This window comes from Microbacterium oleivorans NBRC 103075 (assembly GCF_001552475.1).
Lineage (GTDB): Bacteria > Actinomycetota > Actinomycetes > Actinomycetales > Microbacteriaceae > Microbacterium > Microbacterium oleivorans.
The window spans coordinates 251,963-274,305 of record NZ_BCRG01000003.1 but is presented as its reverse complement, the minus strand read 5'-3'; the positions used below and the strand labels follow the sequence as shown (position 1 = coordinate 274,305).

Genomic DNA, 22,343 nt, shown 5'->3' with positions numbered 1-22,343 from the left:
GCGGCGAAACTCATTCGGCAGCCGCCTGACCGACTCGGCGGTTGTGCAGAACGATCGCCCCGAAGCCGACGAGGACCACCCCGAGCGGCAGCACGACGATCCAGGGACCGTATTCGGCGCTCAGCAGGACCGCCGACAAGACGAACATCGCGACGCCGAGCGATCGCCACAGGATCGAGCCCCGGGGCACGACCCCTGGCCTCCGGTTGTACGGAACCGTCCGACCTGGGTTGTCTCGCAGCGTCGCCCAGAGCGACCGCCCCAGCAAGCCGGCCCCGACGGCGAGGACGATCCACCCGAGAAACACCATGGTCAGTACCAGAAGCTCAACTGGGGCGTGGTCGTCGACGCGAACACGCGTGCGACGCGATGCGGGTCGTCGGTCTCGATCCGTCCGGCGCGAGCAAGCGTGACCGGCGAGACGCCGCCGAGCACCATCGCCGACAGCTCAGCGACCCCCACGCGGATGAGCGGGATACCGAGGGGCGGGTCATCGACCACGTCGACACCCGGGGTTTCGCCGGCGGACAGCACGAAGGTTCCGTCCGCGATGCCCAGCGGATCAGACACCTCGAGGGCGATCACATCGTCGACGTCGTAGTACCTCGCTTCGAGGACGGCCGGGACATCCAGGATGCGGAGGTAGTGGTGGTCCTTCGTCTGGATGCGGGCCGCGCGCTTGTTGTCGATCATCCACCACAGCGGCTCGTCGACCGAGAGCTCACTGGCCCGGACTGTGCCGACGAGGTCGAGGGACAGCAGGAAGCGCCAGAGGCCCGCATAGGCGGCATCCGTCGCCGCGACGACCCGCGAAACCGTCGCCGTCGAGGCGGCCCAGTCGTCGTCGTCCTCGGCGATGCTGTAGACGGCGACGCCCTCGACGTCGCCGTCCGGCGAGCGGTACTGCACGACGCGCAGCTTGTCGGCCTTCTCGGCGTCCGGTCGCGTTCCGAACGTGCGATCCCAGTGGCCGCCCGGCATCGCGATCTCGCCGGGGGTGGTCAGCCGGATGCGCTCGTGCAGTGCCGTCGCGGCATCCCGTCCCTGCTCGCGCGTGATGTAGTCGAGGCGTCCCGGGGCTTCGGGACCGATCCACCCCGCGCGGCGGGTGGAGATCTCCCACGAGGTGGCGGCGACCGCCGGGGCGAAACCGAACCGGCCGTAGATCGCCGACTCGCTCACCGTGAGACCCGCGATCGGGAACCCGAGAGCGGCGGCGGTCCGCAGCTCGCCGCGCATGAGAGTGCTCAGGATGCCGCGACGCCGGTGCGTCGGCGCGACGGTCACCGCGCTGACGGCGCACATCGGCACCGCCGAGCCGACCGCGAGAGTGACCTCGGTTCCCCACGACGCGAAGGTCGCGACGGGAACCTCCGCCTGCATTCCGGCAGCGTCGTAGACCCCCACCTTGCGGCGATACCCGCTGCGCGAGAACGACTCGGTGTACTGCGTCTCGGTGGGCTCCCCGTCGAGGAACCCGCGGGCGACGGCATCCTGCCATCGGTGCGCACCGTCGCGGTCGTCGTCGCCCACGCGCGCGGCGCGGAGTCCGCGAGCGTCGAATGCCGCGGTCAGGTTCTCGTCGAGCGCGGCCGAATGGAACTGGTCAGCGAGAGAGCTCATTCCCCCAGGCTATGGGGACGGGCCGACACTCCGCGAGCTCACACGACGCGGGCACCGGCCACGGGTCCGGTGACGGCATGGACCTGGTGGCCGGCGGCGGCGAGATGCTCCGCGATCCGTCGGGCGTGTCCGTCGTCCGTGGCCAGGAATGCCGTCGTCGGCCCCGAACCCGATACGAGTCCACCGAGCGCACCGGCGGAGACCGCCTCGTCGAGGAGTGTCGCAAGGTCGGGGCGGAGGTGGATGGCGGCGAGCTGCAGATCGTTGCGGATCGCCGCGCCGAGGGCCGCGGCATCCCCCGACCGGAGGGCCCGGAGGACCGCGGGATCGACCGACGGCAGGGCACGGTCGGGAGCGATGTCGATCTCCGCCCGGAGACGATCGAGGGTGCCGTAGACCTCGGGGGTCGACAGGCCGCCGCCGTCCGCCACGAGCACCCAGGAGAACGACCCACGGCCGAGAGCAGGAGCGAGTTCGTCGCCGCGACCCGTCCCCACCGCCGTCCCGCCGAGGAGGGCGAACGGGACGTCCGCGCCCAGCTGCGCGCCGAGCGCGTGCAGGTCCGACGCGGAAAGGCCACCGTCGACGAGTTCGTTGACCGCCACGAGGGCCGCGGCAGCGTCCGCCGAGCCGCCGCCCATCCCACCGGCGACGGGCACGCCCTTATGGATCTCGAGACGGATGCCGCCCTCCCACCCGACGGCGTCCGTCACCAGCCGCGCTGCACGGAGGGCGAGATTCGACTCGTCGAGGGGAACGCCAGTGACGTCGACATCGCCGCTCACCGAGAGGGAGGTCGTGTCGGCGTGAGACGCCCAGACGTCTTCGAAGAGCGAAACCGCCTGGTAGACGGAGGCGACGTCGTGATAGCCGTCGTCACCGACCGGGCCCACCTCGAAGAAGAGGTTGATCTTTCCCGGCGCGCGCACGTGCACGCGCCGGGAAGTGTCGAGGGACAGACTCACGCGTTGGCCGAATCGGCCCACAGGTCGACGTCGATCGCCCCCGACAGCTCATCGATGCGCGCCAGCTCGTCGTCGTCGAACGGAGCGCCGTCGACGGCGGCCAGGTTCTGGTCGAGCTGCTCCGGGCGAGAGGCGCCGATGAGCGCCGAGGTGACGACCTCGTCGCGGAGCACCCACTGGATGGCCATCTGTGCGAGGGTCTGCCCGCGCTGCTTCGCGATGTCGTTCAGCGACCGCAGGGTGTCGAGCGCCTTCTGGTTCAGCTGCCCGTCGGGCAGGGAGAAGCGGCTCTGCGCACGGTCGGCACGACCGTCGCCCAGGTACTTGTCGGTGAGCAGGCCCTGAGCGAGCGGCGTGAAGGCGATGGCCCCCATGCCCGCCGTGCGAAGCGAGTCGGTGAGGCCGTCCTCGACCCAGCGGTTGAGGATCGAGTAGGAGGGCTGGTGGATGATCAGCGGCGTCCCGAGGCTCTTCGCGACGGCTACCGCCTCCTCCGTGCGCTCTGCGCTGTACGAGGAGATGCCCACGTAGAGCGCCTTGCCCTGCCGGACGAGGGTGTCGAGCGCCCCGATGGTCTCCTCGATCGGCGTCACGGGATCGGCGCGGTGCGAGTAGAAGATGTCGACGTAGTCGACGCTCATGCGCGTCAGCGACTGCTCAGCACTCGCGATGAGGTACTTGCGCGAACCGTAGTTGCCGTACGGCCCCGGCCACATGTCGTAACCGGCCTTGGACGAGAGGATGAGCTCATCCCGGTAGGGGGCGAAATCCTCCCGCATCATCCGACCGAAGTTGACCTCCGCCGAGCCGAACGGCGGGCCGTAGTTGTTGGCCAGGTCGAAATGGGTGACGCCCCGGTCGAAGGCGTGCCGGAGCAGAGTACGCTGGTTGTCGAAGGGGATGTTGTCCCCGAAGTTCCACCAGAGTCCCAGCGAGATCGCCGGCAGATACAGGCCGCTCGAGCCGACCTGTCGGAAAGCCCCCGCATCGTAGCGGGAGGACGCCGCCTGATAGGGGCGGTGGGTGTCGCCATTGCGCGACGAGGGGAAACGGTCGGCATAGTCGGTCATCACCCCAGGCTAGCGATGCCGGACACCCGAAACGTCGGCGAAACGACCGACACTTACTCTTGCTCGACCGAAGACGCACATCGAAGGAGAACATATGGCGCGACTGAGTGCATTGCCGTCCGAGGGTGGTTCCTGGACCGCGCTCCTCGAACGCGAGGACATCGTCCTCATCGGAGGCATGCTGCATCTGCGCCATGACAACGCCACCCCCGAGCAGGCCCGCATCGCCGACCTGCTACTGATCGCCGATTCGCTGTCGGATGCCGGCATCCCGCATCTGCTCATCCGTCACTCGGGCTCCGTGCCGGGTCTCGTCGTCGATCTCGCACACCGCGATCGCGCCCTGACCGCCCTCGCGGACCAGGCTGTGACCGAGCCGCTCTACGCGAAGGCGAAGGGCGGCACCCCCGTGCCGTTCGGCGAGCTGCGCCTCCGTGCCTCCGGCCCCGCCTCGATGCGCGTGTTCCGTCCCCGCGTCGCCGGTGAGCTCCGCTACGGCGCCGGCAACGGCGTCCGCGTCGAGTTCTGGCGCTTCGGAGAGGAGCTCATCGAGGCACCGCACGCCAACGACCTGACTCGTCGCGCGTTCGCCGCGGAGGACATCGAACCCGCGACGGTCGAGCGGTACGGCCGCACCTGGCAGACCGTCCAGGGCATGTTCGACCCGCACCCGAGCGAGATCACCCACGAGATCGACATGGTCTTCTCCTGGGTGGACGGCTCCTCCTCCGAGTTCCAGCGCCAGCGCGCCGCACAACTCTCCGAGTACGTCGTGGGCGACGGCGATGACGGCCCGGCGCGCTTCCGTCACGTCGACGAGCTGCGCTACGCCCTCCGAAGCGTTCACATGTACGCGCCGTGGGTGCGACGCATCTTCATCGCCACCGACTCCCCCGCCCCCGCGTGGCTGCTCGATCACCCGAAGGTCACGATCGTCCGGAGCGAGGAGTTCTTCGAGGACACCTCGGTGCTGCCGACGCACAATTCGCACGCCGTCGAAGCGCAGCTCCACCGCATCGAGGGCTTGTCGGAGCACTTCCTCTATTCGAACGACGACATGTTCTTCGGCCGGCCGCTGTCCCCCGAGCTGTTCTTCTCCCCCGCGGGCGTCTCCTCGTTCGTGGAGTGCGAGGTCCGTATCGGCACCGGTCCCCGTCGCGTAGCGCGGAGCGGGCACGACAACGCGCTGCGCCACAACCGCGAGCTTCTCCGGGAGCGCTTCGGCCGGACGATCGTCCGCGACCTCGAGCACTGCGCGGCGCCGCTGCGTAAGAGCGTCATGTTCGAGCTGGAGCAGGAGTTCCCCGAGGAGATCCGCCGGACCGCGGCATCCCGCTTCCGCTCCGCGACCGACGTTTCGGTGACCAACTGCCTGTACCACTACTACGCGCAGTTCACGGGCCGCGCGATCGCGTCGACCGCGCCGCGGGTGCGGTACTTCCAGACGACACAGGCCGCGTCGCTCCGACGCATGGAGCGCCTCGCCGAGCGCGGCGACGTCGACATGTTCTGCCTCAACGACGGCGGCGACCTCGAGGTGCCCGAAGCCGTGCGCGTGCGCGCGGTGACCGGCCTTCTCGAGCGTCTCTTCCCGGTCCGCGCGCCGTGGGAGAACCCCGCCGTCAGTGCAGCGCCGGCACGCCCGATCGAGCTGCACGCGTGACGGAGCCGGCGACGCCTGCATTGCGCAGGCGTCGCTGAGCTTCTTCCGCATCGATGTACTCGAGCGGACGCGGCACGTCGATCGGCACGACCGAGTGCACGACCGTGTCGTCGTAGACGTGCACGAGGTTGTACGCCTGGGCACCGTCCTGCGGACGCGTACCGCCCACGGGAACCGTGAGGTCCTGGGCGTAGCAGGTCGATGAGGCGACGGAGACGGGGATGCCCGCGAACGTCGCGAACGTCGAGTAGTGCAGGTGACCCGCGATGATGCCTCTCACATCTGTGCCGCGGACGACGTCCGCGAGGCGACGCTGATCCCGCAGTTCGACGCTCGCCGCCAGCGGCAGCACACTCGGCACCGGCGGGTGGTGCATCGCGAGGACGGTTCCGAGAGGAGCCGGCGTCGCCAGCACACTGCTCAGCCAGTCCAGCTGGGCAGCCGAGAGCTCGCCGTGGTGGTGGCCGGGGACGCTCGTGTCGAGGGTCACGATGCGCAGGCCATCGAGCTCGTCGACTCGGTCGTACGGTGCGCTCGGATCCGCGGGGGTCTGGTCGAGCAGGTGCTCGCGGAACGCCCCGCGGTCGTCGTGGTTGCCCATGACCCAGAGCAGCCGCGCGCCGAGTCGCTCGGCGAAGGGCTCGACAAGGGCGCGGATCGCGTCGTATGCAGCGGCTTCACCGAGATCCACGAGGTCTCCCGTGAAGACGATGGCGTCCGGGGCGACGCCGCTCGATTCGATGGCATCGAGGGCGGCGGTCAACGACGCTTCGCCGTCGACGCTGTCGAAGAGACGGGGTCCTGGACCGCGCAGATGCGTGTCACTCAGGTGGAGCAGGATCCGTTCGGCGGCCGGGTGTTCGGCGCGGCGCATGGTTGCTTCTTCCGTCAGTGCGAGGGTTCGGGTGCCCCCGTCTTGCTCCGAAATGTTACCGGCGTGTTTCGGGAACGGGTGATGAACGACTCACGAAATCGCTGAAAACGGCAACGTGAGGCGGAGTTGTCGCGGTGGGTTCGCGAGGAGATGACGGATGCAGAGGGCCGAATCGCGGCATCCGCCCCTTGCGACGCGTCATCCCCATGCGAAGCTCCGCGTGCCCGCTGTGTCGGCGGGATGCCGCGGGCTCAGACGCGCGCGATGCGAACGAAGTCCTCGATCGTGAGCTCTTCACCGCGGGCGGTCGGGGCGACCCCGGCACGCTCGAGGATGTCGCTCGCGGCAGCCGACGAGCCGCCGAGCACGGTGGACAGCGCCTGGCGGAGCATCTTGCGGCGCTGCTGGAACGCGGCGTCGACGATGGCGAAGGTGCGGAGGCGTTCCGCTTCGGTGCCGCGGGGCTGACCGTCCCGCTGGAATCCGACGAGCACACTGTCGACGTTGGGGACGGGCCAGAAGACCTGCCGGGAGACGGTGCCGGTCAGTCGCCACGCGCCGTACCACGCGGCCTTGACGCTCGGGGAGCCGTAGATCTTCGAGCCCGACGGGGCCGCCAGACGTTCGCCGACCTCGGCCTGGACCATGACCACGCCGCGCTGGATCGACGGGAAGTGCTCCATGAAGTGCAGCAGCACGGGGACGCTGACGTTGTACGGCAGATTCGCGACGAGGACATCGGGGTCGCCGGGGAGCGCCGTGACGCGCAGGGCGTCTTCAGCGACGACGGTGAGCACGCCGTCGGGCACGCCGTGCGCGGCAGCCGTCGTGGGCAGCCTCTCGGCGAGACGGTGATCGATCTCGACCGCGGTGACGGGTGCGCCCGTCTCGAGGATCGCCAGGGTGAGCGAGCCGAGGCCCGGACCGACCTCCACGACACGATCGGCCGCGGTCACACGCGCGGCCGCGACGATCTTCCGGACCGTGTTCGCGTCGACGACGAAGTTCTGCCCGAGCTTCTTGGTCGGAGTGACATCGAGGTCGGCAGCGAGAGCGCGGATCTCGGAGGCTCCGAGGAGGGTGACGGGCATGGGCTCCAGCCTAGTTGCCGGGCCTCGCGCCGCCGGTCCGGGGACGATGGGCGTATGTCGGACGGATGGGTGATCGTGGCGAGTGTTGCCGGTCGGTCACGCACGCCCTGTCCGATGCACTGCCGGCGACTCAGCCGCCCTCGCCACCCGGGTCGATGGGAGCGCCGTCCCCGTCCTTCGGGAGGTCGCCGCGTTCGACGGGGCCGCCGCGATCGTAGCGTCTCTGCACCTCGGCGAACATCCGATCGACCTCCGCGACGGTCGGAGCCCGCAGGCCCGCGGCGGCCTCTCTCAGGTCCTCCCGAGGGGCGCCGAAGCCGTCACCGCCGACGACGAGCACCGTGCGGCCGTCGCCGACGACGGCGTACTCGTCGATCACCCCGGACGACCGGTGCCACGTCGCCCCGTCGCGGACGCACGTGGCTTCGCCGCCGCCCCACAGCTGCTGAGCGGCACAGGCGGCGGCATCCATCTCCACCGGATCAGTGCGCACGGTGACCATATCGCCGGTACCGGGCTTCGCCCACGTCGCGGTCATGCCGCCCTCGTCCGTCTCGTTCACAGACTGCGGCGCCAGGTCGTATCCCTCGATCGTCGTCGTCACCACGAGCGCGGGGTCGACACCGAGGTGCGAGACCCGCTCGGTGATCTCGGCGGTCGTGGCCGCAGCCGCCGTCGCGCACCCCGAGAGTGCGATCGCCAGGACGACCGCGGGCAGGGCGAGCAGCAGGCGACGAGGCATGCGGCTCACCCTAGCCGTCGCCTCCTCAGCTGCGCGCCGCCTCCGCCGCCGCGGGCAGCGCGTCGACGATGCGGGCGATCGCCGCATCGTCGTGGGCCGCCGTGACGAACCATGCCTCGAACGCCGATGGCGGCAGGGAGACGCCGGCCCCGAGCATCGCGTGGAAGAAGCGCCCATACGCGTCGGCATCCTGCGAGGTCGCGGTCGCGTAGTCGGGCACGCCACCGACGACACTCTCGCCGAAGAAGATGCTGAACAGCGTCCCCGCCCACTGCACGACGTGCGGCACCCCGGCATCCGTCAGAGCAGCGGATGCCTCCGCTGCGACGGTGTGCGCAACGGAGTCGAGCGTCCGGTACACCGCCTCGTCGGCATGCGTGAGGGTCGCGAGACCCGCGGCCACGGCGACCGGGTTCCCCGACAGCGTGCCGGCCTGATAGACGGGGCCGGTCGGGGCGAGGAGGTCCATGATCTCGGCGCGACCGGCGACGGCGGCGACGGGGAGCCCGCCGCCGATGACCTTGCCGAACGCGATGAGATCGGGCACCACGTGTTCGCCGGCGGCATCCAGCACACCGGCGTAGCCCGACCGCGAGGAGCGGAAGCCGGTGAGGACCTCATCGCTGATGAGAAGTGCACCGTTGCGGTGCGCGATGTCGGACAGGAACGCGGTGAAGCCCGGGGCAGGCGGCACGACGCCCATGTTCGCTCCGGCGGCTTCGGTGATGATCGCGGCGATCTTGCCCTCGTGGGCGCGGAACAGCTCCTCGACGGCGGCGCGGTCGTTGTACCCGATGACGAGCGTCTGCGCGGCGATCGGGGCGGGCACACCGGCCGACCCGGGCAGGGCGAGCGTCGCAAGCCCCGATCCGGCCTGAGCCAGCAGGCCGTCGGAGTGGCCGTGGTAGTGCCCGGCGAATTTCACGAGCAGGTCGCGCCCGGTGGCCGCGCGCGCGAGGCGGATCGCGGTCATCGTCGCCTCCGTGCCGGTGGAGACGAGACGGATCTTCTCGGCAGCCGGAACCCGCGAGCGGATCTCCTCGGCGAGCTCGGTCTCGGCCGCCGTCGGCGCGCCGAACGAGAGCCCGCGGCGGGCTGCCTCGACGACCGCCTCGATCACGGCGGGGTGCGAGTGTCCGAGAAGGGCGGGGCCCCAGCTGGCGACGAGGTCGACGTAGTCGCGGCCATCGGCATCCGTCACATAGGCACCTTGCGCGGACACCATGAACCGCGGCGTCCCGCCGACGGACCCGTAGGCCCGGACCGGCGAATCGACACCCCCGGGGATCACTCCACGGGCACGGTCGAACAGCTCCTGATTGCGGCTCATGCGAGTTCCTTCCCGGCGCGCAGCCAGTGCGCGACCTCGACGGCCCAATAGGTGAGGATGACGTCGGCTCCCGCACGGCGGATGCCGAGGAGGCTCTCGCCGATTGCGCGCTCCCGGTCGATGAGGCCGGCCGCGGCGGCGTGCTCGATCATCGCGTACTCCCCCGACACCTGATACGCCCACACCGGCACGTTCGAGCGGTCCGAGACGCGGGCGAGCACGTCGAGGTAGGGCATGGCGGGCTTCACCATGACGACGTCGGCGCCCTCGGCGATGTCGACGAGGGCCTCTTCGACGCCCTCGCGCGCGTTCGCCGGATCCATCTGGTACGTCCGGCGATCGCCCTGCAGGGTCGACTCGACCGCGTCGCGGAAGGGGCCGTAGAAGGCGGAGGCGTACTTGGCCGAGTAGGCGAGGATCGCGACGTGCGCGAACCCGGCGGCATCCAGCCCCGCGCGGACCGCGGCGACCTGGCCGTCCATCATTCCGGACAGTCCCAGCACGTCTGCGCCGGCGCGGGCCTGCGCGACGCCCATCTCGGCGTAGACCTCAAGGGTCGCGTCGTTGTCGACCGAGCCGTCAGCGGCGAGCAGACCGCAGTGGCCGTGATCGGTGAACTCGTCGAGGCAGAGATCCGCCTGGACTGTGAGGCGTCCTGCAGCGGCGCGAGCGGCGACCGCGATCGCACGGTTGAGGATGCCGTCGGGGTCGGTCGCGCCGCTGCCGACCGCGTCGCGGACCGCGGGCACGCCGAAGATCATGATCCCGCCGATGCCCGCCGCGGCCGCCTCGTCGACGACGTCGGCGATCGCGTCGAGCGGATGCTGCGACACCCCCGGCATGCTCGCGATGGGCTGCGAGGAGGTGATGCCCTCCTTCACGAACACCGGCAGCACGAGCTGCGAGGGGACGAGGTGGTGCTCGGCGGCCAGGCGACGGAGCGCGGGCGTGCCGCGCAGGCGGCGGAGGCGGCGAGTGGGGAACGAGGTCATGAGGACTTCTCCAGGGGAACGCGGGCGTCGAGCTCGGCGATCAGCGCGTCGATGCTCTGGCTCTGGGCGGTGTGCCCGACGGTGAAACCGAGGGCGGAGGCGTCGCGGGTCGTGCCGGGACCGATCGAGGCGACGAGGGTGGATGCCGGGAGGGTCCCGACCTGCCGGCGGAGCTCGCGCCCCACGCTCAGCGATGTGAGGAGCACGACGCCGATGTCGCCGGACCCGAGGTCCTCGGCGACAGCGGGATCGAGGTCGACACCCACGGTGCGGTAGGCGATGCAGACGTCGACGGCGAACCCGCGGACCTCGAGCTCGTCGCTCACGACGGCCTGAGCGAGATCGCTCCGGACGACGAGAGCTCGGCCGGTCGCGGCGGGCAGACGGTCAGCGCACCACTGAGCGGCCAGTGCCGTCGCCGACGACGCTCCGGCCGGGACGAAGTCGACGTCCCACCCCGCGTCGGCGACAGCTCGGGCGGTCGCGCGGCCGACAGCGGCGATGCGGGTGGTGGCAGGGATCGCGACGTCGTGCTGACGGAGCTGCTCGACGCTCGCGGCGCTCGTGACGAACAGCCACGCATACGCACCGTCGGCGAGGGCAGCGAACGCACGGTCGCGCGCCGCGGTGTCGCGCGGCGGCGCAGAAGAGATGAGTGGCGCGAGGACCGCCTCGGCGCCGCGGGAGTTCAGATCGGCGCGCACGCGTTCACCCCAGGCCCCGGCGCGGGGCACGAGGACTCGGGCGCCGCGCAAGCCGCCGCCGGTCATCGCGACGACCCGGCGAGGTCGGCGAGGTCGGCGGCACCACCCTCGAGGAGCTCGGCGACGACGTCGGCCGCAGCGGCATCGACGTCGACGTGCACGTCGAGCTGGCGGGACGCACCGACGGAACGCCCACCGTCTTCGGCGTAGACCTGCGCCACCAGGGTGACGACGTCGCCGTGACGCTCGGCGTCGATTGCGACGGGCGCGGCGCAGCCCGCTTCGAGGCGTCGGAGGACGGCCCGCTCGAGGTTCGCGGCGAGGGCCGTGTCGGCGTCCTCGATGAGGCGGACGGCGGCGGCGACCTCGGCGTCCCCGTCGCGCACCTCGACGGCCAGCGCGCCCTGCGCAGCGGAGGTGGGCCAGTCGAGCACCTGTGTGATCTCCGCGTCGCGCCCGATGCGGCGGAGTCCCGCTTCAGCGAGCACGATCGCGTCGTACTGCCCGTCGGCGACCTTCCGGAGCCGGCTGTCGACGTTGCCGCGGATGCCCTCGACGACCAGATCCGGTCGACGCGCGAGCACCTGCGCGACGCGGCGAGGCGACCCGGTGCCGACGCGCGCGCCCGAGGGCAGCTCGTCGAGCGTCAGCCCGTCGCGCGAGTGCAGGATGTCGCGCTGCGAGGCGCGAACAGGCACAGCCCCGACGACGATCCCCTCGAACGGAGCCGTCGGCAGATCCTTCATCGAGTGCACGAGGAAGTCGCACTCGTTCCGCAGCAACGCGTCCCGGAGCGCCGTGGCGAACACGCCCGTCCCGCCCATCTGCGCGAGGGGACCGGTGAGGACGTCGCCGTCGCTCGTGATCGGAACGAGTTCGACCTCCCGTCCGGATGCCGCGGCCACGGCATCCGCCACGTGCTGCGACTGGGTCGTCGCCAGCAGGCTCGCCCGGGTCCCGAGGCGCAAGACGGTCACGGTGCGACGCCCGAGAGCGCCGGCTGGAAGCCGAGACGCTTGTTCTCGCAGCAGCCGGGGCGACACACGTCGTACCAGGGACCCAGGTCGGTCACGGCGGGGCGGTCGGCTGCGGGCGTGCCCTTCAGCCGCTCCTCGACGAGGTCGACGAGGCCGGCGACATACGTCGGGTGCGTGCTGGGGGTCGCGGTGCGGACGGCGATGAGGCCGAGCTCCTCCGCGGTCTCCATGGCCTCGGTGTCGAGGTCCCACATGACCTCCATGTGGTCGCTCACGAACCCGAGCGGCACGATGAGGACGGCCTTGCGCCCCTGACCGGGGAGGTCCTGCATCGCGTCGTTGATGTCGGGCTCCAGCCACGGCACCTGCGGCGGGCCGGAGCGGCTCTGGAAGACGAGTTGCCACGCGCCGGGGAAGCCCAGACGCGACACGATCTCCTCGCCGACGGCGAGGTGCTGTGCGACGTACGCGCCGCCCGGTCCGAAGCCGCGCTCCGGCGGGCCCGAACGGTCGGCATCGGAGGTGGGGATCGAGTGCGTCGAGAAGAGGATCTCGACCTCGTTCGCAAGGTCGGTGATGCCGCGCTCAGCGAGCTCGGCGATGCCCGCGCGGATGCCGTCGACGAACGGCGCCACGAAGCCCGGGTGGTCGAAGAACTGCCGCACCTTGTCGATCTGGATGTCGCTCTGGTGACCGGTGGCCTCGACGGCGTCCGCGAGGTCTTCGCGGTACTGGCGGCATGACGAGTACGAGCTGTACGCGCTCGTCGCGATTGCGAGGAGCTTCGTGCGGCCGTCGGCATGGGCGGCGTCGATCGCGTCGGTGACGTACGGCATCCAGTTGCGGTTGCCCCAGTAGACGGGCAACTCGAGTCCCCGCGACGCGAGTTCGGCGTCGAGTGCCGCCTTCAGCTCGCGGTTGTGCTCGTTGATGGGCGACACCCCGCCGAAGTGACGGTAGTGGTGGGCGACTTCTTCCAGTCGCTCATCGGGGATGCCGCGACCCGACGTGACGTTGCGGAGGAACGGGATGACGTCGTCCTGGCCCTCGGGGCCGCCGAAGCCGAGGAGCAGGATGCCGTCATAGGCGACGGGGATCGTGGAATGCGGATCCCCCGCCTTCGCTCCCTCGGTCGCGTTCGGGATGACAGCGCCCTCGGCGACGACCGTGCGCGTCGCACGCGGCGGCTTGGGACGGAACTCCGCGTTCGCGGATCCGATGTTCTCTGCACTCACGACAGCACCTCCGCCAGTTCGTCGATCTCGATCCGTCGTCCCGTGTAGAACGGAACCTCCTCGCGAACGTGGCGACGGGCATCCGTCGCACGGAGCTCGCGCATCATGTCCACGAGGCTGATGGGGTCGTCGCTCTCGAGGGGCAGCAGCCACTCGTAGTCGCTGAGGCCGAACGTCGACACCGTGTTCGCGACGACGTCGCGGAAGACGGCGCCCTTGCGGCCGTGCTCGGCGAGCATGCGCGAGCGGTCCTCCTCGGGGAGCAGGTACCACTCGTAGCTCCGGACGAACGGGTACAGGCAGAGCCACCCGCGGGCGTGCTCGCCGCGGAGGTAACCGGGCACGTGACGCTTGTTGAACTCCGCCTCGCGGTGCACTCCCATCGCGCTCCAGACGTTGACGAAGGACGCGAGCGCCGCGGTCCGACGCAGCTGGCGGAGCGCCTTCTGCAGAGCGGCGGGGTCTTCGCCGTGAAGCCAGATCATGAGGTCGGCCTCGGCACGCATGCCGGTCACGTCGTAGAACCCGCGGAGCGTGACACCGTCGGCGGCGAACCCGCCGACGACATCCCGAACGGCGTCCAGGTCTGCCGGTGACGGCGTTCCGATGCGCGGCCGGGGACCCGCCAGGATCGCGAACAGGGTGTAGCCGAGGCCGGGGACAGTCTCGTCAGCGGACATGACGTGCTCCTTCGGAGGGGGTCGAATGGGAGAGAAGATCAGAGGCGAGTGCACGCGCGTGCGGCACGACCGAGGCGAGGCCGGTCCCTGCCGCGACGGCTCCCGCGAGTCGGATGCCGCGCGTCGCCGCAGCCTCTGCGACCGCCGCACGGACGGGCGGGGTAGCCACGGCGTCGGGCCACGTGACGGGGACGACGCGACGGACGTCGGCCGGCGAGACCCGCACCCCGGTGAGGGTGCGGACGGCGGTCGCGACACCGACGGCATCCGTCAGTTCATCGTGACGCCCTGCGTGCGCGGACAGGCGGACGAGGTGCGTGCCGGCGGGGAGGGCGGCGGACGCCCACTCCCATTTCGCGTCGACGTGTGTGAGGGCTTTCGCGGCGCTGTCGACGTCGGGGGCGGCGATGACGCCCGAGCCGATCGGGAAGGCGTCGAGGCCGTCGGCGACGATCTCGGTGACGACCACACCGACGGGCGGGGCGGCGGGGACCTCGACGTACAGAAGCTGCGCGGCTGCGGTCGGTCCCGTCGCGATGACGACAGCGGCGGCCGACAACGTCTCGTCGTCGAGCTGGACGCTCGTGCCGGTCACCGCGCGGACGGGGGTGCCGGTGCGGATGACGGCGCCGGCACGGAGCGCGGCCGCTTCGAGTTCGGCCGCCAAACGCCACAGTCCGCCCTCGACACCGCGGACCGCGGAGCCGGCGCGGACCGCGGGAGCCAAGGCGGCGACAGCGTCGGTCAACGAACCGAGCGCCTGAGCCTTCTCCCAGAGCACGGGATGGAGCGCGGACAGGCGCACGGAGTCGGCACTCTGCGAATAGACGCTCCGGCACAACGGCTCGACGAGGCGGGCGGTGACCCGCGGTCCGAAGCGGGTCGTCGCCAGCTCGGCGAGCGAAGGCTCCTCCCCCGCGGACAGGGGAAGGAGGCGCTCCTGCGCTGCGCGCCGGGCGCCACCGCGGCCGAGGATGCGGACGACGTCGGGAGCGAGCGGGTCGGCGGGCATGCCGACGAGCGCCCGACGAGGCAGCGGCGCGCGGCCCACGCGACCGGACCGGCGACGGAAGGCGACGTGCGCCCCGGCGGGCGCGGGTTCGACGAGCTGGACGGGCAGTCGCGCGTCGGCGACGAGGTCGGCCACACCCGTCGTCCGCGTGGCGAAGGACTCGGCGCCGAGGTCGGCGTCGAGGCCGGCGACCGCGCCGCGGCGCAGCATCCCACCGGCGTACTCCGACGCCTCGACGAGGACGATGTCGCGACCCGCGCGGGCCAGCTCCCAGGCGATCGTGAGACCGGCGATGCCGCCGCCCACGATCACGACGTCGTGGCTCACGGTGCACGCCATTCGTGAACGGTGCGGACCACCGCCGAGAGCGCGTCGGGGTCCGTCTCCATGGGAACGCCGTGGCCGAGGTTGAAGACGTGCGCGCGGGCGGCGAGCCCGTCCTCGAGGATCCGCTCGACCTCGGCGGTCCGCACCTCCTCGGGCGCGAACAGGATCGCCGGGTCGAGGTTGCCCTGCAGGGTCAGGTCACGGCCGATACGGCTGCGCGCGTCGGCGAGACGGACGCGGTAGTCGACACCGAGCGCATCGATGTCGGGCGTCGCCATGTCGGCCAGAATCTCGCCCGTACCCACGCCGAAGTGCACGAGCGGCAGACGGTCGACGCCCTCGGGAAGCGGCAGCGACCGCGCATGGTCGAGCGCGGCGACGGATGCCGGGAGCACCGACGCGCGGTAGTCGTCGGGGTTCAGCCCGCCCGCCCACGAATCGAACAGCTGACCGGCGCTCGCGCCCGCCTCGATCTGCAGGGCGAGGAAGCGACCGGTGACCTCGGCGAGCCACATCGTGAGGTCGCGCCAGGCGGCGGGGTCCTCGTGGATGAGGCGCCGCGCAGCGAGGTGGTCCTTGGAGGGCCCGCCCTCGACGAGGTAGGCCGCGAGAGTGAAGGGGGCGCCGGCGAAGCCGATGAGCGGCAGCGGTTCACCGCGTTCCTCCGACTGATCGGCGAGCATCGCGGTGGTTCGGCCCACGGCATCCGCAATCGCCTCACCGCGCTCGGTCACGAGGGCCGGGTCGATGGCGACGGTGCGCGCGATGTCGGCGGCGGTCCGCAGCGGCTGCGAGAACACCGGACCGCGGCCGGCCGCGATCTCGACGTCGATGTCCAGGAGGGCCAGCGGCACGATGATGTCGCTGAAGAAGATCGCCGCGTCGACGCCGTGGCGGCGGACCGGCTGCATCGTGATCTCGCTCGCGAGAGCGGGATCGAGGCACGCCTCGAGCATGGTGCCCTGCGAGCGGAGCGCGCGGTACTCCGGCAACGAACGACCCGCCTGACGCATGAACCAGACGGGGGTGATGTCGGGGCGATCGCCCAGGAGAGCACGGACGAGTCTGGACTCGCGTGTGCGCGCTGCGACGAGAGGGTGGCTGAGGCCGGGAATGATGAACTCCTCGAATCGGTTAATCGATATACTAGTCGCGATCCAAGGGGGTTCTCCGCACCGTGCTCGTCTGCCTGACCGCGCATCAGCGCTCCACGCCGTTCGATTCTCTCGAGCGGCTCTCGACGGTCGGCGACGACCTCGCTGAGCGGCTTTCCGCAGTGCACGATTCGGTCCGCGGGGCTGTCGTCCTCGCCACCTGCAATCGGTTCGAGGCGTACTTCGACCTCGCCGAGGACCCCGATCTCGCCTCCCCCGTCCCGGCGATGGATGCCGCCATGGAGGCGATCGCGGGAGCCGCCGACATGGACTACCGCTCGCTCCGCGAGAACGTCGACTTCGCCCACGGCAACCAGGTCGCCCACCACCTCTTCACGGTCGCCTCCGGTCTCGACTCCGTCGCCGTCGGCGAAGACGAGATCGCCGGTCAAGTGCGCCGTGCTCTCGAAGCAGCACGCGGTCGTGGTCTGACGACCGCGTCGCTCGAGCACCTCTTCCAGCGCGCGACCGAAACCTCCCGCGCCGTGAAGAACACGACGCGCCTCGGCGAGTCCGGCCGCTCTCTCGTGCGGTTGGCCGTCGACCTGGTGAGTTCCCGCGTCGACTGGTCGACCGCCCGCGTGCTCCTCGTCGGCACCGGTCGTTACGCCGCAGCAGCCCTCGCCGCCCTTCGAGCGGTGGGAGCCGCCGATATCCGCGTGCACTCCCGCTCGGGGCGGCAGCGCTTCGCCAACCGGGAGCACCTCGTGCACGTCAGCGCCGAGGACTACGCCGCGGAGGCCGCCGCCGCCGACATCGTCGTCACCTGCACGGCGACGACCGACACGTTCGCCCTCGATGCCTTCTCACACGCGACCGCACGGGCCGGCAGCACGAAGGCGCAGGTGGTCATCGACCTCGGTCTTCCCCGCAACGTCGACCCGGAGATTGCGCTCCTGCCCGGCGTCGAGCTCCTCGATCTCGAGACGATCCGCCTCCACGCCCCCGTCGACGAAGCCGAAACCGTCGGTCAGGCGCGCGAGATCGTCCAGGCCGCGGCCCAGCGGCACGCTGCCGCCCGGCGCGTGCACGAGGTCGCTCCGTCGGTCGTCGACCTTCGCGGGTTCGTCCACGGCGTCCTCGACGAGGAACTCACCCGCGCCCGCCGCCGCGGCGACTCCCCCGAGGTCGAAACCGCTCTCCGCCACTTCTCCGGCGTCCTCCTCCACCAGCTCATCGCCCGCGGGCACACGCTCGCCTCGGCGGGTGCGGGCAGCGAGTGGGCGGATGCCATCCGCACGATGCTGCCGGGTGCGGGCGAGGGCGTCTCTCCGGACCGAGGCGAGCAGCCGTGAGCCCGAGCGTCACGCTGAAGGACATCGCGCGCGCCGCAGGCGTGTCGACGGCGGCCATCAGCCAGGCGCTCAACGACCGCGGCAGCATGCGACCCGAGACGCGCGAGCGCATCAAGGCGATCGCCGCCGAACTCGGCTACGTGCCCAACCGCCACGCAGCCGCCCTCCGGAGCGGGCGGACCATGACGGTCGGCTTCGTCATGGTCGACGACCCCGAGAGCGACCGGCGCGGCGAGCTGCAGCGGGCGCGCAAGCTCATCTCCCTCGTCCGGGCATCCGCGGCGCACGGTTTCACCGTCACCGTCCTCTCCGACTCCAACCCCGACCTCATCTCGGGAACGACCCTCGACGCCCTCTATGTGCCCGACGCGCGGGGGAATCAGCCCCTCCTGCACGCGGCCATCGCCCGCGGCATCCCGATCGTCGCCGACGACCAGTTCGTCGACGGCTCCCGCGGCCTCAGCATCCGCACCGGTTACGACGCCGCGGTCCGGGCAGGCCTCGACGAGCTCGAACGCTCCGGAGCGCAGCGCATCGTCTTCCTCACGGAGGAGGGCCGCGCGCCCCGCGACGAGATCGGCCGGGCCGCGTACGAGATCTGGAGCTCGGTCCGCGGACGCGAACCCCTGATCGAGACCGTCGACGCCTCCCGGCGGACGCTCCCGCGCCTGCTCACCGACGCCGTCGCCGCCGGGGCGGACGCGATCTTCGCGGGGGCCGAGGACGGCCCGGACGTCTACCTGCAGCTCGAGGAGATGCGTCTCGTCATCCCCCGCGACGTTCAGCTCGTCGCCCTCTGCACGACCGACTGCGCCGTCAACCGCCGACTCGGCGTGACGCACGTCTGCATCCGCCCCGACCTCGCCGCCGAGGCCCTGTTCGAGACGTTGCCCGCAGCGCTCCTCGACGACGGCCCCCGTGTCGTCGACCTGCCGTGGGAGCTCATCCCCGGCTCCACGACGCGCCCGCCGCTGACGATCTCCTCGCCGCGGACGACCCGCGCGCGCAGAGGTCAGTCGCTGAAGGCGCCGTAGACCTCGAGCGTGTTCGCCGCGAGCTGCGCGCAGAGGTCCTCGAGGGGGATGCCGAGCTCGGCCGCCATGAACCGGACCGTGACCGGCACCAGGTACGGCGCGTTGGGACGACCTCGGTGCGGCGTCGGCGTGAGGAAGGGCGCGTCGGTCTCGACGAGGATCCGCTCCCGCGGCGTCACCGCCAGAGCATCACGGAGATTCTGCGCGTTCTTGAACGTGACGTTGCCCGCGAAACTGAGCCAGTAGCCGCGCTCGGCGCTGTACCTGGCCATGTCGGCGTCGCCCGAGAAGCAGTGGAAGACCGTGCGCTCCGGGGCGCCGACACGCTCGAGGGTCTCGAGCACGGCGTCGTGCGCGTCGCGGTCGTGGATCTGCATCGCGATGCCGCGGCGCTTCGCGATGTCGATGTGCGCCTCGAAGCTCTCCACCTGAGCGGGGATGCCGCCCTCGTCCGTCCGGAAGAAGTCGAGACCGGTCTCCCCCACCGCCCGCACGCGGGGCTCCGCGGCGAGCTCGTCGATGACGGCGATCGCCTCGTCGAGACGCCCGGCTGCTTTGTAGGCCGGCGCTTCGTTCGGGTGGATCGCGACGGCAGCCAGCACCGCAGGGTGGGATGCCGCGGCCCACGCGGACCAGCGCGAGGAGTCGATGTCGCCGCCGGCCTGCACCACGCCGATCACCCCGACCTCGGCTGCTCGGGCGAGCTGCTCGTCGAGACCGCGCGGCTCGTCGCCGTCCTCGATCTCGAGGTGCGCGTGGTTGTCGTAGACAGCGACGGGCAACGGCTCGGGCGCATCCGGCCAGCGGACATCCCGCGCGGACTGCTCGCGCTGGCGGACGTAGCCGCTCGGGTCGGCGGGGCTGGTCGTCATGCGGTCTGCTCGACGCGCGGGAAGAGCGGCGCAAGCGTGCCGACCCGGCTCCCGGCGGGGAGCTGACCCCACGTGCCCGCCTCGCGGAGCGGCTGCGCGGTGAGCTCACCGGGAGCGCCGAGAGCATCCCAGAGCGTCGCGGTCGACTTCGGCATGACCGGCGAAAGGAGGACAGCGAGGGCGCGGAGGCCCTCCGCCGCCGTGTACAGGACGGTCGAGAGCCGTTCGCGGTTCGCGTCATCCTTGGCGAGCGCCCACGGCTCGTTCTCGGTGATGTAGCCGTTCAGCTCGTCGACGATCCGCCAGATCGCGGCGATGGCCTCGTCGGGACGGAAGGCGGTCATCGCGGCATCCGCTGCCGTCGCGGCATCCGCCACCGTCCGCTGCACGCGGAGGTCGATGTCGGTGGGCTCGCCGGCGGCCGGCACGACGCCGTCGAAGTAGCGCCCGATCATCGCGACCGTGCGAGAGGCGAGGTTGCCGAAACCGTTGGCGAGCTCGGCCTGGTAGCGCGCGGAGAGGTCCTCCCACGAGAACGAACCGTCCTGGCCGAAGGCGATCGCCGACAGGAAGTAGAACCGATACGCATCGGAGCCGAAAACGTCGGTGATCTCGGTGGGAGCGATGCCGGTGAGCTTCGACTTCGACATCTTCTCACCGCCGACGAGCAGCCACCCGTGGGCGAAGATGCCCTTCGGCACCTCGAGTCCGGCCGCCATCAGCATCGCGGGCCAAATGACGGCGTGGAAACGGAGGATGTCCTTGCCGACCACGTGGTACGCCGGCCAGCGACGCTCGAACTCGGCCGGATCGTCACCGTATCCGACGGCCGTCGCGTAGTTGAGAAGCGCGTCCACCCAGACGTAGATGACGTGCGAGTCATCCCACGGCACGCGGATGCCCCAGTCGAACGCGGACCGCGAGATCGAGAGGTCTTTCAGACCCGAGCGCACGAAGGAGACGACCTCGTTGCGCGCGGAGTCGGGACGGACGAAGTCGGGCTGGGTCTTGTACAGCTCGAGCAGCCGATCCTGGAACTCGCTGAGCTTGAAGAAGTAGTTCTTCTCCTGCAGCAGTTCGAGCGGCTTCGAGTGGATGGCGCAGACCTTCAGACCCTCGAACGGTCCGGTGCCGTCAACGATTTCGGCTTCGGGCTTGAACTCCTCACAGCCGACGCAGTAGAGCGCCTCGTATTCGCCCGCGTAGATATAGCCGCTGTCGTAGAGTGCCTGCACAAAGGTCTTGACGCGATCTTCGTGACGGGACTGGGTCGTGCGGATGAAATCGTCGTTGGCGACGTCGAGCGTCTTCAGAAGCGGGAACCAGGACTCCTCGACGAGCTTGTCGACCCACTGCTGCGGCGTCACGCCGTTCGCGGTGGCGGCACGGAGCATCTTCTGGCCGTGCTCGTCGGTGCCGGTCAGCATCCAGGTGTCGTCCCCCGACTGGCGGTGCCAGCGCGCGAGGGCGTCGACCGCCACCGACGTGTACCCATGCCCGATGTGGGGCAGATCGCTCGGGTAGTAGATGGGGGTGGTGATGTAGAAAGAGCCGCCGGAAGTCACTTGGAGATTCTACGGGCGGCGGGGCGGGACCCGCCGTTCATGACGAGTGCTCAGGCGCTCTCACGAGGCACGAGGGTCGTCGGGAGCACGATCGACTCGCCCGGGCCGCCGGCGACGACCTCCAGGAGGACCTCGACCATGCGTCGCGAGATCTCCGACCAGGGCTGTCGCATGGTGGTGAGGGGCGGGTCCGTCGTCGCGGCGAGACCCGAATCGTCGAAGCCCGCGACGGCGACGTCCTCCGGTACCCGCCGACCCGCTCGGCGCAGCGCAGCGATCGCGCCGACGGCCATCACGTCGGATGCCGCGAACACCGCGTCGATGTCGGGGGCCCGCTGGAGGAGCCGCGTCATCGCGGCATCCCCCGCCTCGCTCGAATAGACGTCCTGCTCGACGAGAACGGGGTCGAAGTCGTCGCCCATCTCTTCGCGGAAGCCGACCAGCCGGTACCGCCCGCCCGGGGTGTCGTCGGGACCGGTGATGACGGCGATGCGCTCGTAGCCGCGGCCGAGGAGGTGTCGCGTCATCTCGCGTGCGGATGCCTCTTCGTCGACGGAGACGGTCGGGACGTGTGCGCGATCGCCGAGCGGCACGCCGGAGCAGACCGTGGGGACACCGGCCGAGGTGAGGGCCGCGAGGAGCGGGTTGGACTCGTGCGAGGAGATGAGCAGGACTCCGTCGACGTGGCCGGCGCGAACGTAACGCTCGATGTTCGCGTACTGCGACGGATGCTCAGCGATGAGGAGCACGAGAGTCATGTCGCGTGCTGCGAGGGCCTCGGTTGCCCCTCGCAGCAGCAGGGCGAACGTCGGATCGGCGAACAGGAGGTGCTGCGGCTCCGTCAACAGGAACGCAACGGAGTTCGCGCGCCCGGTCGCCAACGCTCGAGCGGCGTGGCTCACCGTGTAGCCGGTGGCCTCGATCGCCGCCTCGACGGCGATGCGGGAGTCCTCGGACACCCACCGACCGCCGTTGATGACCCGCGAAACGGTGCCGTGCGAGACGCCCGCGACCTCCGCGACATCGCGGATGGTGGGACGCCTGCGCTCGGAGGGGAGGACCACGCGCCGACTCTATACCTCGCCGAGGAGACATCCGACCAATCCTGGGACCGGTCACAGTTCGATAACAGGACACG

General features: G+C 70.8%; 21 protein-coding genes. 3 read left to right on the top strand and 18 right to left on the bottom strand.

Going from position 1 to position 22,343, the window contains the following annotated elements:
- Nucleotides 1-10: 10 nt before the first annotated feature.
- From MO1_RS05690 to mgrA, 4 genes are read right to left on the bottom strand one after another with little or no spacing between them, the layout of a single operon-like run.
- Nucleotides 11-310, bottom strand: coding sequence for a hypothetical protein (locus MO1_RS05690; RefSeq protein ID WP_060915454.1), 300 nt, complete (start codon nt 308-310; stop codon nt 11-13).
- A 2-nt stretch (nt 311-312) separates the two neighbouring features.
- Complete coding sequence (locus tag MO1_RS05685) at nt 313-1,623, bottom strand: GNAT family N-acetyltransferase (protein ID WP_060915453.1); 1,311 nt, start codon at nt 1,621-1,623, stop codon at nt 313-315.
- Nucleotides 1,624-1,661: 38 nt separating this feature from the next.
- Nucleotides 1,662-2,558: a 4-(cytidine 5'-diphospho)-2-C-methyl-D-erythritol kinase gene (locus MO1_RS05680; RefSeq protein ID WP_235186124.1), complete on the bottom strand. Its 897-nt coding sequence runs from the start codon at nt 2,556-2,558 to the stop codon at nt 1,662-1,664.
- Between the two features lie 26 nt (nt 2,559-2,584).
- Nucleotides 2,585-3,658 carry an L-glyceraldehyde 3-phosphate reductase gene (gene mgrA / locus MO1_RS05675; RefSeq protein WP_060915452.1) on the bottom strand — a complete coding sequence of 358 codons (1,074 nt, stop codon included), beginning with the start codon at nt 3,656-3,658 and terminating at the stop codon, nt 2,585-2,587.
- A 94-nt stretch (nt 3,659-3,752) separates the two neighbouring features.
- Here mgrA and MO1_RS05670 point away from each other — a divergent pair, with 94 nt between their 5' ends.
- On the top strand, nt 3,753-5,321 hold the full coding sequence (locus MO1_RS05670; protein WP_060915451.1) for a stealth family protein: 1,569 nt from the start codon (nt 3,753-3,755) through the stop codon (nt 5,319-5,321).
- Here MO1_RS05670 and MO1_RS05665 read toward each other — a convergent pair.
- The 11 genes from MO1_RS05665 to hemE all read right to left on the bottom strand — a co-directional run bounded on the left by MO1_RS05665 (nt 5,281) and on the right by hemE (nt 16,403).
- Nucleotides 5,281-6,195, bottom strand: a complete 915-nt coding sequence (locus MO1_RS05665) for a phosphodiesterase (RefSeq protein WP_060915450.1) — start codon at nt 6,193-6,195, stop codon at nt 5,281-5,283. The genes MO1_RS05670 and MO1_RS05665 overlap by 41 nt on opposite strands.
- 251 nt (nt 6,196-6,446) lie before the next feature.
- On the bottom strand, nt 6,447-7,286 hold the full coding sequence (gene rsmA, locus MO1_RS05660; RefSeq protein ID WP_060915449.1) for a 16S rRNA (adenine(1518)-N(6)/adenine(1519)-N(6))-dimethyltransferase RsmA: 840 nt from the start codon (nt 7,284-7,286) through the stop codon (nt 6,447-6,449).
- A gap of 130 nt (nt 7,287-7,416) precedes the next feature.
- Nucleotides 7,417-8,028: a hypothetical protein gene (locus MO1_RS05655; protein ID WP_060915448.1), complete on the bottom strand. Its 612-nt coding sequence runs from the start codon at nt 8,026-8,028 to the stop codon at nt 7,417-7,419.
- A 25-nt stretch (nt 8,029-8,053) separates the two neighbouring features.
- Entirely contained in the window at nt 8,054-9,358 is a 1,305-nt protein-coding gene (gene hemL / locus MO1_RS05650) for a glutamate-1-semialdehyde 2,1-aminomutase (RefSeq protein WP_036312223.1), read from the bottom strand.
- A complete protein-coding gene (gene hemB, locus MO1_RS05645; RefSeq protein WP_036312222.1) occupies nt 9,355-10,350 on the bottom strand; it encodes a porphobilinogen synthase in 996 nt (331 codons plus the stop codon). The genes hemL and hemB overlap by 4 nt, the downstream gene beginning before the upstream one ends.
- Nucleotides 10,347-11,054 (bottom strand): uroporphyrinogen-III synthase, encoded by a 708-nt coding sequence (locus MO1_RS05640; RefSeq protein WP_236081002.1) that lies wholly within the window; start codon nt 11,052-11,054, stop codon nt 10,347-10,349. The genes hemB and MO1_RS05640 overlap by 4 nt, the downstream gene beginning before the upstream one ends.
- Before the next feature lie 62 nt (nt 11,055-11,116).
- Complete coding sequence (gene hemC / locus MO1_RS05635) at nt 11,117-12,031, bottom strand: hydroxymethylbilane synthase (RefSeq protein ID WP_157526360.1); 915 nt, start codon at nt 12,029-12,031, stop codon at nt 11,117-11,119.
- Nucleotides 12,028-13,266 (bottom strand): ferrochelatase, encoded by a 1,239-nt coding sequence (locus tag MO1_RS05630; protein ID WP_060915446.1) that lies wholly within the window; start codon nt 13,264-13,266, stop codon nt 12,028-12,030. Before MO1_RS05630 ends, hemC begins: the two co-directional genes overlap by 4 nt.
- Nucleotides 13,263-13,946: a hydrogen peroxide-dependent heme synthase gene (hemQ, locus tag MO1_RS05625; RefSeq protein ID WP_060915445.1), complete on the bottom strand. Its 684-nt coding sequence runs from the start codon at nt 13,944-13,946 to the stop codon at nt 13,263-13,265. Before hemQ ends, MO1_RS05630 begins: the two co-directional genes overlap by 4 nt.
- A complete protein-coding gene (locus MO1_RS05620) occupies nt 13,936-15,297 on the bottom strand; it encodes a protoporphyrinogen/coproporphyrinogen oxidase (protein ID WP_060915444.1) in 1,362 nt (453 codons plus the stop codon). The genes hemQ and MO1_RS05620 overlap by 11 nt, the downstream gene beginning before the upstream one ends.
- The gene (gene hemE, locus MO1_RS05615; RefSeq protein ID WP_370670636.1) at nt 15,282-16,403 is read right to left on the bottom strand and encodes a uroporphyrinogen decarboxylase; all 1,122 of its coding nucleotides are present in this window, start codon (nt 16,401-16,403) and stop codon (nt 15,282-15,284) included. The genes MO1_RS05620 and hemE overlap by 16 nt, the downstream gene beginning before the upstream one ends.
- 59 nt (nt 16,404-16,462) lie before the next feature.
- Here hemE and MO1_RS05610 point away from each other — a divergent pair, with 59 nt between their 5' ends.
- Together MO1_RS05610 and MO1_RS05605 are read left to right on the top strand one after the other, a co-directional pair.
- Entirely contained in the window at nt 16,463-17,734 is a 1,272-nt protein-coding gene (locus MO1_RS05610) for a glutamyl-tRNA reductase (protein WP_060915443.1), read from the top strand.
- Complete coding sequence (locus MO1_RS05605) at nt 17,731-18,768, top strand: LacI family DNA-binding transcriptional regulator (protein ID WP_036312202.1); 1,038 nt, start codon at nt 17,731-17,733, stop codon at nt 18,766-18,768. The genes MO1_RS05610 and MO1_RS05605 overlap by 4 nt, the downstream gene beginning before the upstream one ends.
- Here MO1_RS05605 and MO1_RS05600 read toward each other — a convergent pair.
- The 3 genes from MO1_RS05600 to MO1_RS05590 are packed head-to-tail and all read right to left on the bottom strand — an operon-like array spanning nt 18,747 to nt 22,269.
- Nucleotides 18,747-19,640 carry a TatD family hydrolase gene (locus MO1_RS05600; RefSeq protein WP_036312199.1) on the bottom strand — a complete coding sequence of 298 codons (894 nt, stop codon included), beginning with the start codon at nt 19,638-19,640 and terminating at the stop codon, nt 18,747-18,749. The genes MO1_RS05605 and MO1_RS05600 overlap by 22 nt on opposite strands.
- Complete coding sequence (gene metG / locus MO1_RS05595; RefSeq protein ID WP_060915442.1) at nt 19,637-21,205, bottom strand: methionine--tRNA ligase; 1,569 nt, start codon at nt 21,203-21,205, stop codon at nt 19,637-19,639. Before metG ends, MO1_RS05600 begins: the two co-directional genes overlap by 4 nt.
- A gap of 50 nt (nt 21,206-21,255) precedes the next feature.
- Entirely contained in the window at nt 21,256-22,269 is a 1,014-nt protein-coding gene (locus MO1_RS05590) for a LacI family DNA-binding transcriptional regulator (protein WP_036312194.1), read from the bottom strand.
- Nucleotides 22,270-22,343: the final 74 nt, after the last annotated feature.